Origin of the sequence: Bacillus sp. BB51/4, from assembly GCF_008368845.1 — a bacterium.
GTDB classification, from domain to species: Bacteria; Bacillota; Bacilli; order Bacillales; family Bacillaceae_G; genus Bacillus_A; species Bacillus_A wiedmannii.
Window position 1 is genome coordinate 53968 of sequence record NZ_QOSC01000017.1, and the last position, 11900, is coordinate 65867.

The following is an 11900-nucleotide window of genomic DNA, read 5'->3' on the forward strand; positions in this document are numbered from 1 at the left end:
GAAGGTGTAAAAATGAAAAATAAAATCAATCTACAAATGCAAAATATAAGCTTTGTTTTAATAATTGCTTTAGCAGTATGGTTAAAAACATATCTTATTACAAGATTCAGTTTCGATTTAAAAATTGAGTCTTCTACACAAGAGCTTATTTTGTTTATTAGCCCTCTCGCTGCATCATTAGCTTTTGTTGGATTAGCATTATTTGCAACCGGTGAAAAGAGAAATTATATCGCGCTATGTATTAATCTCTTATTAACAATCGTACTTGTTGGGAATGTCATGTTCTATGATTTTTATAGTGATTTCGTTACGTTACCAGTACTCGGGCAAACATCAAACTTTGGTCAATTAGGCGGCAGTATTATAGAAATATTGAACTACAAAATTATTCTGGCATTCGTAGACATTATTTTCTTCTTTATTTTATTAAAGAAGAAAGCACTAGTCTTCCAAACAGGACGTGTAACTCATCCGGCACGCTTGTTATATTTTCTCTTAACGTTTGGTGTATTTTTTGCGAATCTACACCTTGCAGAAAAAGAACGACCTGAACTATTAACGAGATCATTCGACCGAGTCATGCTTGTTAAAAATTTGGGACTATACACTCATCAAGTATATGATTTAACACTACAAGTAAAAGCAGGATCACAAAAAGCACTTGCTGATAGTAGTAAATTACAAGAAACTGCAAACTACGTAAAGGCAAACCAAAGTGAGCCAAACCCTAACATGTTTGGTGCAGCGAAAGGAAAAAACGTAATTGTCGTTACTCTTGAATCCCTGCAAACCTTTTTAATAGGCGCATCAGTTAACGGTCAAGAAGTTACACCATTCTTGAATGAATTCATAAATGAAAGCTATTACTTTGATAACTTTTTCCACCAAACTGGGCAAGGAAAAACGTCCGATTCTGAATTTCTAATCGATACGTCGTTGTATCCATTAAATCGAGGAGCTGTATTTTTCACGCACGGTAACAATGATTATACTGCGACTCCAGAAATTTTACGTCAGCAAGGTTATTTCACTTCTGTATTCCATGCGAATAACGCAACATTTTGGAATCGTAACATTATGTACTCTGCTCTCGGTTATGATCGTTACTATAATGAACTTGATTACAAAATTACGCCAGAAACAAATTTAAATTGGGGATTAAAAGATATCGAATACTTTGATCAATCAGTAGATATATTAAAAACTGTTGATCAACCATTTTACGCTCGTTTCCTTACTTTAACGAACCATTATCCATTTACGTATGATGAAGATACAAAATTTATTGAACCATACAACTCTGGTAATGGCGTATTTGATCGTTATATCGTAACAGCACGTTACTTAGACGAATCAATTAAAAAATTTATTGAGCGTTTAAAAGCCGAAGGAATGTATGATGATTCTATTATTGTGTTGTATGGTGATCATTATGGCATTTCTGAAAAACATAATCGTGCAATGGCACAGTTTTTAGAAAAAGATCAAATAACAGAATTCGATACTTTAAATTTACAACGCACACCTTTATATATTCATATGCCTGGCCAAACAGAAGGTCAAACAATTTCAAAACCTACGGGACAAATCGATATGAAACCTACTATTCTAAATTTATTAGGGATTGATACTACGAACGATATTCGTTTTGGTCATGATATGTTTTCAGATGAATATACCGGTTTTGTTGTTTTACGTGATGGTAGCTTTATTACAGACAAGTATGCATACACAAACAACACTTTCTATGACCGCATAACGGGTGAAATTGTAGATTTACCAAAAAAAGAAGCACAAGCACTCATTAACCGTGCACAAAATGAATTACGAATGTCTGACAAAATTATTGAAGGTGATTTATTACGTTTCTCAGAAAGTAATAAAATTAAAACTGGCGAAGTACAAACTAAAATTAAAGAGACTGAAAAATAATCTAAATAGTAAAAGGGAGCAACTGTAATAAGTTGCTCCCTTTTACTATCGTATAACATATGATGCAATGTCATATAAAAACCTCGTATATTTTACTTTTATTCTACGCTTGTTTCTAAAGTTACATCTGTATAGGTATGATCATCACCTATATTTAAAATTACTTCACATTGACGTAATCTCAATTCAAAGAGCATGATAGAATCATGATAAACTTCAGGTTGTGATTTCATCTTATGTAACATCTCTTGTTTTTCTTGTATTTCTAAATGAGTGTTTTCTACAGCTTGTTTCAAGGAGTTAAATGGATTCCTAAAGAATATATTAATATCCCGCTCTTGCGTGTTTTCAAATAGCTCAAATTGCAAGAAAAATTTCTTCATAATAGAAGCCGTTACCTCTGTATAATCTTCATGTTCTACATACTGTTTGTATTTGTTATATAGCATACCTTTGTTTTTAGGAAGAACTCCAAATAATTTACCGGCACTTTTCAGTAAAAATTGTGCTGGCGTAAAGCGACGTAAAATATTTACTTCATCCATTTGTATTCTAGTCGTCATTCTGTCAGTATCTCTGCGCCAGTCATCAAGCACTTTAAAATCACATTCTAACTGTATTCGATTTTCTCCAAATAAAGAATTAAGTCCTTCACTAAGTTCTTCTAAGTACGATTGACTTTGAAGGAGCTCATTATTAGAAATCGCAATCCAATTTTTCATAGAAAGAGCAAAATTAGGTAATACAGTTTGTTCTAAATATTTATGTACTCTTTCATTCATCGCTTTATTTAGTTCCGTATCAATGTGCCCAAAATCACTTTCTTCACTAATTAAATCCGAACAACTCTGTAATATCTTCGGAATATTTTCAGTAAGTTCATTCGTAATTTCCATTTTCATTGTGCGATATGATTTTGTAATGAAATGAATTTTTTCCTTCTCAAAAGTAGTAAGATTATTAATGCTACCATTTAGTTTCACTAGCATATCTTCATTCCAATGAATAGAATCCACTAAATTGTTTTCTTTCTCAACGCGTTTATCCAATAGATATGTAATTGTTTTTCGAATGAAAAACAATAGCTTTTCCGTACGTTCTGCATCGACATTTTTATGATTAAAGTTAAAATGAATAAACTCAGTTAAATCATTTAATTGTTGACTACTTGTATATAACGAAGAGTAAGGGAAAATTCTCGCATGCGGGAAATATGTGTTTATTCTCGCTTGCGTATCATGTAATACTCTTTTCACTTCTGCATCACTGTAAATGTTATCGATTTTATTTAATAAGAAATGAATTTTTAAATTTGGTGTATGTTCTTGAATGCTTAATAGAATATCACGTTCTTTGTCAGTAAAAGGTGAATCCGCATTCAATACGAATAGTAATTCGTCTACAGAATTTAAATATTCGAATACCTCATCTCTAGTATCGTTATTCCTATTAAATCCAGGTGTAACTACAAATGTAAGTTTATTTTCACTTAAAAATCTGCATGGTAATTTAAATTCAACACATGCTCTATCTCTATATGTTTGATGGTGCTGAGACATCATATGATGGTAATCCGAGACATCTTCAGTTGTTGTAATTGCTAAGTCTGTTATGGCGTTAATTTCTGTATGCGCATCATTTTTTAAAACTACTACATTTGAAATTGATTTTTCTAATATATTTTCTCCTATTATAGAGTTAATAAATGTAGTTTTTCCGTTTCCTGAAGTTCCCGTTACTAAAATGCGATTTGTGCTTAAATCTGCGAGCTCGCCAACTAACCATCTAAATCGGTGACCCATTTCTATATTATGCTTTTGTGCCCACTCTGTAATAGATTCAAAAAGATGCAAACTATACTCTAAGCCGTTCACATGATTAATAGAATATAACAACAGGTTTTCAGCATGTTTTATATTTGCTGAATCTATTTCGGAAGGGAAAATCTCATCCCATGCCAATACAGCTGCTGATGGAAATACAGCATAAGATGGATTGACTACCTTTAACCAATTTGTTAACAAGCTTGGAATGATATCGTGCAATTTTTTAAGCATATATTGACCTTGAATTAATTCAAAGTACGTTCCTTCGTAAAGAGAAGAAATTTTGTCCCATATATCGGACGAATGTATTTCAATATGTAAGAAAAATTCATTTATTGTGTTAAGCCATAATAAGTAATTTTGTTCATTTTTATAACTATTCCAAAGTGATGAAACCATTTGCGTAAATTGTACTTGATCCACATTATTTAACGTAACTAATACTTCATAAAAATAATCTGGTGAAATATGTTTAGTAAATCCTTTATCAATATACCCTTTTAAAACTTCAAACCACGGATAAGATTCTGTTCGAATTAACTCATTCACAGCAAGCTCTACTGCACTATCAAAATCTTGCTGCTCCTCATAAAAGGAACGGGCAATTTTTGTGACATTTGGATAATCCGGATTTAAAGAAACTGCTTCTTTAATAACAGCGAAAGCAGAGTCAAAATTATTTTGCTCTATGTAAAGAGAAAGTAATTGTAATCTAATCTCCGTCATCAATATTATATTATCAGTAGTAATGGACGTATAAACATTTTCAGCAACTGGTAATTGATTAAGCTCGAAATAAGCATCGGCAATATTTTTTTGTGCCCATGGTGCTAATTCATTATTAACTTTTTCCCATTTAAAAATAGCTGCTTCAAAATCTTGATGGCGATAATAAAATTCACCTTGTGCAAAACGAATGTAAGATCCATCAGAAATCTCATTTCTTTCTTCGTTTACATAAGCTTCTCCAAGTACATCAATAGGTGGTTTTGTTTCATTCTCCATTAGGAATGTTTCATAATACATCTTTTTTATTAATTGTTTTTCTACTCTCATCTTTTCCCCCACTATATCTTAAAAATACATTTTTAAGATATGTCAATACTTTTTGTATGTATGCTTTTTATCTTAACAAAGAATATCTTTTGGAAAATTTCATTTTCCTTTCATTTTTCAAGTTAGATTGAATTTTTATGAGAAAAGTTTCAGTTTTTTTTCATTTTCCTTTCAGTTGTGAAACAGCATTAAATGTTCCTAATAACCTAATAACACTATAATCTCCCGCATTATATTATCAGGAAAAGTCTATATAAACCATATTATAAAAACAATTTATAACGAATATATATGCAATATTTCCTTCCCTAATAAATAAAAGAAGCATTATCATATATTTCTCACATTGTTTTCCTTTGAAATATTTCAGTAGTTACGTAATTTAATTCCATTAACCTATATAAATAACTAGTCCAAAAAAAATCTATATGCATATCATGTTATAGTAAAGAATTCAGGAAATCCTAAAAGGAGGCATTTTCATGTTTGAAGATAAATCTAAAATAAACTACCCATATGAATTTACTGAAACTACAACAATCCCGCTAAAAAATCCCATCAATAAAACTTTCAAAAACGGCTCAGGTACACATACTTTCCCAATTAAAAAACACTATAAAGAACAGGTGTTATATACGGAAAAAATTAATAATAATAAAAATAAATAAGCGTATAGATCCTTATGACAATTAGCCAAATAAGGATCTATGTTAGACCTTGTATAGTTATATTTTTAGTAATATATAAATCTTTATTATACAACCCACGTATTTTTTAAAAAGTGCTGATATACGGCGCTTTTTTATACATAGATAATGGAAGGACAAAAAAGGTATGGATATTTTCCATACCTTTTTGTTCTTTACTATTTATAAATAAAGTACTTCCATGTTTATTTTACTTAATGGTACTTTAATAGGCCTTCTAGAAGTTATTGGATTGAATTTATATCCCTTCCAATCCCTACTTTTTATAGGCCGTTATTGCTCTATTATATATATTTTAAAATTTACCAAACGCAGTTTCAAAGCAACTTAGTTTTCATAAAATATTTTTTGTTTCCGCTGGAACGAATAGGCTTTAATCTCATCTGTATCTAAATTTTCATGAAATAAATGAATGGCTATAATTTGTCTACAATCGTAAGTATGATAATAATATGTTCCAGATTCCATACACATTACGCTTGTATATATGGTATTATCTAATGCACCTTCTTCTGTTATTACTCCGCCTTTAGGAACCTCGCAATTTGATAAAATATGAAATAGGGCCGATACTCCCTCTTCTTCACTATCTATACCTTGAATGTTTTGTTTGCCATATGCTGCACGCACAAACCTTGATGGCGGGGTGAAATCCCCTGGAAGTCCCATTGAACCTGAGCCCTGACCAAAAGCACTTAATGGTAAGTTACTCCACTCAGTTGGCGCGAATGGCTGCGATTTAAGGCCTATATATTGTCTTAAATTTTGCAAATGCCAATTAAACTCCGGACTATTCGTCATCACTCCTAGTGGGTTGTCATACATTTTTAATCCTTCATTTGTCGGCTCCAGTACAATACAATCTCCCCATTTATCCGCTAAAATCCAATGTAGTGGTGGCGTAAGCCCTAAATCCGGTAATGGTATATCCAAAAAGGTAAGGCTATCTACAGATTTCTTTAACTCTTTGACAGAATTGAATTGTGTCAGACTCCAAGTCACAAAATCAAATGGAGCCAAATTCGTATTGTTGTCATCTATGCTTTGACTATAAGTAGCGAATCCTGGAAAATAGAGTGTTGCACATGTCATACCTGCTTCATTTACTCCGTCCGCCATAATGATCCTTCCTTGATGATTAATTCCCATTCCGACCGTAGCATGTTTCGTATTAATGATTTCACCAGTTATATTATTCCACTGGTAATGTCGAGGAATGATTATTACTTCTTGATTCAAATCTAGTGTGAAGTCCATCGTTCTTGCAAAAAGGTGCTGACCGTTTTTTGTCTGTAATGTCAAACTAGTACACATAAAGAACACCCCATTTTATGGTTTTATCTACACTTTACATAATTCTGATAAATCTGTAAATTAAAAATCTCTTTCCTTACAAAAAAATTGATAAAGCACATATACATTACAAATAGGTTGAGGTTATCTCTAGTTTATAAATGAATTTTTAAAATATAGTTGCAAAAGAATTATATTAAAAAGGAGCGACTTGTTACTATCGCTCCTTTTTATTTCTCTCTATATTTTATTAAAATAACAAGGAACCATTTTTCTCTATGAACAGTATCCCTACATAACCCTCTTAAACATCTTCTCCAACTCATAAGTAGAATGATGCACAAGAATCGGTCTTCCGTGCGGGCATGTGTATGGGTTTGTTGTTGTACGTAGTTCTTCCAGTAAAGCAAATATTTGATCGTTCGTTAAATATTGATTTGCTTTGATCGATGCTTTACAGCTCATCATGATGGCTGCTTCTTCACGTAACTTTTTAATATCAACTTTTTTTAGTTTGACGACTTGTTCCATCATTTCATCGATAATTTCTGTTTCTTGCCCTTTCGGGAACCATGTTGGATGAGAGCGGACGATAAAGGATTGATGGCCGAATTGTTCTAAAAATAGGCCTACTTTTTTCAGTTCTTCGAGTTGCTCTTCGACACGTAAAAATTCAGTAAGAGATAGGTCAATACGGTACGGTACAAGTAGCTCTTGTACTTCTTGCGCTACTCTTCCTACTTTATCACGGAAGTATTCATAATTAATACGTTCCTGCGCGGCATGTTGGTCAATCATATATAAACCTTTATCATTTTGAGCGAAAATATATGTTCCATGCATTTGTCCAATTGGATAAAGCGGTGGTAAGTCATTACCGTTCATTTCAATCTCTTCTATTTCCTGAACTTCTTCTTCCAATTCCTCTAATTCAAAGTCTTCATCGTTACTGTTCCACGGTTTCTCTTCTCGAATTGGTTCTTCCATTATCGGTTTAATAGATGGCTGCCAACTTTGTTCTTCTCTTACGAGCGACTGTGGTGGCTGCCATTCTTGCTTCGGTGGTTGCCACAGTTGTGCTGGCTGTTTCACAGCCAGTGGTTCTTCTCGTTTTTCATCCATGCCAGTCGGTAAAACGATGTCCGGCATAGATGGTTCTTTCGGCTTCGCATGCTCAAACTGAAACTGTTCTTGCACACTTTCATCTTTTTCTTTTTTCTTCGTTGTTACACCTGCATCTGGAATGAGCTGTATTTTTTTGAATGCCGATTGCAATGTTTCTTCGATAAGCTTTAGTAATTCTTGTTCTTTACTAAAACGAACTTCTAATTTCGCTGGATGTACGTTAACGTCAACAAGCATCGGATCCATTTCAATCGATAAGAAGCCGATTGGATATCGTCCGACTGGCAGTAACGTATGGTATCCTTGCTGAATGGCTTTCATTAATACGAAATTTCGAACGTAACGGCCATTTACGATCGTTGACATATAATTTCGAGATGCTCTCGTTACTTCTGGTAATGTTACATAGCCTTTAATTGTAAAATCTAAAGATTCAGCTTCAATTGGAACAAGCTTCTTCGCAACTTGAATGCTATAAATCGATGCAAGTACTTGTCTTACATCACCATTTCCTGATGTATGAAGCAATTTCTTTTCATTATGAAACAGCTTTAATGATACTTCTGGATGTGACATTGCAATACGATACACAATATCTGTAATATTCCCAAGCTCTGTATGAATGGTTTTCATATATTTAAGACGCGCTGGTGTATTAAAAAATAAGTTTTGTACTGTAATATCTGTTCCTTTTCGGCTCGCTGTTTTCTCCTGCTTTATAATGTCTCCACCTTTAATCATAAGGTGTGTACCAGGCGCATCACCTGTGCTAGTGATTAATTCTAATTCACTAACTGAGGCAATACTCGGCAATGCCTCACCGCGGAAACCGAGTGTTCTAATACGAAACAGATCGTTTTCATCTTTAATTTTGCTCGTCGCATGTCGTTCAAAAGCGACGATACAATCTTCTTCTGCAATGCCATCCCCATTATCAATGATGCGAATTTTTGATAAACCAGCTTCTTCTAAGTGGATTTCAATAGATGTACTATTCGCATCGATAGAATTTTCCACAAGTTCTTTTACGACTGAGGCAGGGCGCTCTACTACTTCCCCTGCCGCAATTAAGTTAGAGAGTTGATCATCGAGTTTGCGAATTTTCCCCATCTACTTACTCATCCTTTCTTTAACTTTTTCTGCAAGCGATACAGTTCGTTCATCGCCTCTAAAGGTGTCATATCAAGTAAATCAATTTTTTTAATTTGCGCAAGTACTGCCGTTTCTTTTGCATCTAGAACTGACTTGTCTTGTTTTTTCGAAGATTGTTCTCCACCAAAGAATGATAATTGCGATTCTTCCTCAGTCTCTACTTTCGTCTCTTGTATTTCTGCTGGTTCTTCTTTTACAACAGCTGCTTCTGGAGCCACTTCTTGTACTTTCACTTCTGTACGCTTTGGAATAATAATTTCTTCTTGTCCTTCTAGTTGCGCTAACACTTCTTTCGCACGAGCGATTAAGCTATCTGGAAGCTCCGCAAGTTGCGCAACGTGAATTCCGTAACTTTTATCAGCTGCTCCATCTTGAATTTTATGAAGGAATACTACTTTTCCGTTCTCTTCAATAGCTGAAACGTGTACATTCTTCAATTGTCCTAAACTTTCTTCTAGCACCGTCAATTCATGATAATGCGTAGAGAATAACGTTTTCGCACCAATTTGGTCATGAATATGTTCAATGATTGCTTGTGCAAGTGCCATACCATCATACGTAGATGTACCGCGTCCAATTTCATCGAATAAAATTAAACTTCTTTCTGATGCATTTGCAATTGCATTTTTCGCTTCTAACATTTCGACCATAAATGTACTTTGACCCGAAATTAAATCATCCGCTGCACCAATTCTCGTAAAGATTTGATCGAATACAGGTAATACCGCTTCTGTTGCTGGTACGAAACAACCAATCTGTGACATAACAGTTACAAGTGCTAATTGTCTCATATACGTACTTTTACCAGACATGTTCGGTCCTGTAATTAAAAAGACATCCATCTTCTCCGGCATAATACAATCATTCGGTACATACAATTTCCCGTTCAATACTTTTTCAACGACAGGATGACGACCATCTTTAATAAAGATTTCGCGCTTAGTTGTTAAAACAGGTTTTACAAACTGTTCTTCTTCACTAACTGTCGCGAAACTTTGCAGTACGTCTAATTCACTAATTACTTTCGCTAAATGTTGTAATTTCGGAATAAATACTTTTACTTCTTCACGAAGCGCTGTAAATAAATCGTATTCTAATTGTACAATTTTTTCTTCTGCTTCTAAGATTAATGTTTCTTTTTCTTTCAATTCATCTGTAATGAAACGTTCCGCATTAGCAAGCGTTTGTTTACGCTCATAGCGGCCTTCTGGAAGTGCTGCAAGATTCGCCTTCGTCACTTCAATGTAGTAGCCGAAAATACGGTTGTACCCGATTTTTAACGATTTAACTCCTGTAATATCACGCTCTCGTTTTTCAAGCTCAGCGATCCACGTTTTCCCGTTTTTACTAACGTAACGATATTGATCAAGCTTGTCATTATAACCGTCTTTAATAATATCTCCATCTTTAATAGAAAGCGGTGGGTTTTCTTGAATACTTCTTCCTAGTAATTCAGTTAAGCTCTCACATGGATCCGCACCTTGAATTAACCTTGCTGCATAAGCATTATCTAACAGACTAATCGCTTCTAAAATAGCCGGTACTTGAAGTAAAGATCGTCTTAACTGTAATAAGTCCCGTGCATTCACATTACCAAATGCAACTTTCCCTGCTAAACGTTCTAAATCATATACTTCTTTTAATTTTTCTTTTAAATCTTCACGTAAGAAGTAATCATTTACAAATGTTTCAACCATTTCTAAACGCTCTTCTACTTTTTCTTTTTGGATCAGCGGACGTTCCATCCACTGTTTTAACATACGACCACCCATAGCTGTTTTCGTTTTATCTAATAGCCATAATAATGATCCTGTTTTTTCTTTCGTTCGGAGTGTTTCTGTCAGCTCTAAATTTCGCTTTGAATGCACATCAATTTTCATAAATTGATTCGTATAATAAATTTCCACTGGTTGTAAATGGTCTAACGAACGTTTTTGCGTTCTTATTACATAGTTAAATAAACGTCCAACTGCTTTAATTAACTTTGCTTGCGAAACGTTTTTCACAAGATGTTCTAACCCTTCCGGAATCGTTGTTGCATCTTCATACGAAATCGTCATTTTTAATGTTGCAGTTAATTTATTTAATTCATCTTTTGAAAATGTAGAATCTACAACAATTTCTTTTGAACCAGTTGCATACACTTCTAATAAAATATCTTCTACTGAACCTGTTAACAACGTTACTGTATTTTGTCCAGTCGTTAAATCATTACAAGCTAAAGCATACGATCCATCTTCAAAATGTGTTAATGCTGCTAAGAAGTTATTTTCTTTCTCATCAATAGTACGCCCTTCCATCATCGTTCCTGGCGTAATTAGTTGTACTACTTCACGGCGTACTACACCTTTAGCTGTTTTTGGATCTTCCACTTGCTCACAAACAGCTACTTTATATCCTTTTTCAACAAGTTGTTCAATATAATTTTTAGCTGCATGATGTGGTACACCGCACATCGGTATACGATCACTACTACCACCATCTCGGCTCGTTAATGTAATTTCAAGTTCATGAGCTGCTTTAACCGCATCTTCAAAGAACATTTCATAAAAATCACCTAATCGGAAAAATAAAAAGGCATCTTGATAGTCTGCCTTAACCTTTAAATATTGCTGTATCATAGGGGTATATTGAGTCATACTTTTCCTCCATAATTCTTACATAGTAATCAATTTTCATATATGTCACACTTCACGGACATCCATATCTCCTATTTCAGGAGTCTTTCCTCATTATAGCACATTTCATAAGGAATCATGTTCATTCAAGCATCACTTATGTAAAGTAAAAAGCTAGGAAGAACTTCTCC

At 33.8% G+C, this 11900-nt stretch carries 6 protein-coding genes; 2 read left to right on the forward strand and 4 right to left on the reverse strand.

Going from position 1 to position 11900, the window contains the following annotated elements; all coding sequences use genetic code 11:
• The first annotated feature begins 12 nt into the window (after positions 1-12).
• The gene (locus tag DN392_RS23205) at positions 13-1932 is read left to right on the forward strand and encodes an LTA synthase family protein (protein WP_064470349.1); all 1920 of its coding nucleotides are present in this window, start codon (positions 13-15) and stop codon (positions 1930-1932) included.
• A gap of 98 nt (positions 1933-2030) precedes the next feature.
• On the opposite strand, the gene DN392_RS23210 is transcribed toward DN392_RS23205, so the two are convergent.
• Positions 2031-4814, reverse strand: a complete 2784-nt coding sequence (locus DN392_RS23210) for a dynamin family protein (protein ID WP_088321355.1) — start codon at positions 4812-4814, stop codon at positions 2031-2033.
• A 482-nt stretch (positions 4815-5296) separates the two neighbouring features.
• Here DN392_RS23210 and DN392_RS23215 point away from each other — a divergent pair, with 482 nt between their 5' ends.
• Positions 5297-5482, forward strand: a complete 186-nt coding sequence (locus DN392_RS23215) for a hypothetical protein (RefSeq protein WP_000461129.1) — start codon at positions 5297-5299, stop codon at positions 5480-5482.
• Positions 5483-5848: 366 nt separating this feature from the next.
• On the opposite strand, the gene DN392_RS23220 is transcribed toward DN392_RS23215, so the two are convergent.
• The 3 genes from DN392_RS23220 to mutS all read right to left on the reverse strand — a co-directional run bounded on the left by DN392_RS23220 (position 5849) and on the right by mutS (position 11730).
• Positions 5849-6835, reverse strand: coding sequence for a choloylglycine hydrolase family protein (locus DN392_RS23220; RefSeq protein ID WP_088321354.1), 987 nt, complete (start codon positions 6833-6835; stop codon positions 5849-5851).
• Positions 6836-7105: 270 nt separating this feature from the next.
• The gene (gene mutL, locus DN392_RS23225) at positions 7106-9049 is read right to left on the reverse strand and encodes a DNA mismatch repair endonuclease MutL (protein WP_000516494.1); all 1944 of its coding nucleotides are present in this window, start codon (positions 9047-9049) and stop codon (positions 7106-7108) included.
• An 8-nt stretch (positions 9050-9057) separates the two neighbouring features.
• Positions 9058-11730, reverse strand: a complete 2673-nt coding sequence (gene mutS, locus DN392_RS23230; protein ID WP_046957390.1) for a DNA mismatch repair protein MutS — start codon at positions 11728-11730, stop codon at positions 9058-9060.
• Positions 11731-11900: the final 170 nt, after the last annotated feature.

Coding starts and splice junctions, on each gene's coding strand:
- DN392_RS23205 (WP_064470349.1), top strand. CDS start 13: ATGAAAAATAAAATCAATCTACAAATGCAAAATATAAGCTTTGTTTTA.
- DN392_RS23210 (WP_088321355.1), bottom strand. CDS start 4,814: ATGAGAGTAGAAAAACAATTAATAAAAAAGATGTATTATGAAACATTC.
- DN392_RS23215 (WP_000461129.1), top strand. CDS start 5,297: ATGTTTGAAGATAAATCTAAAATAAACTACCCATATGAATTTACTGAA.
- DN392_RS23220 (WP_088321354.1), bottom strand. CDS start 6,835: ATGTGTACTAGTTTGACATTACAGACAAAAAACGGTCAGCACCTTTTT.
- mutL (WP_000516494.1), bottom strand. CDS start 9,049: ATGGGGAAAATTCGCAAACTCGATGATCAACTCTCTAACTTAATTGCG.
- mutS (WP_046957390.1), bottom strand. CDS start 11,730: ATGACTCAATATACCCCTATGATACAGCAATATTTAAAGGTTAAGGCA.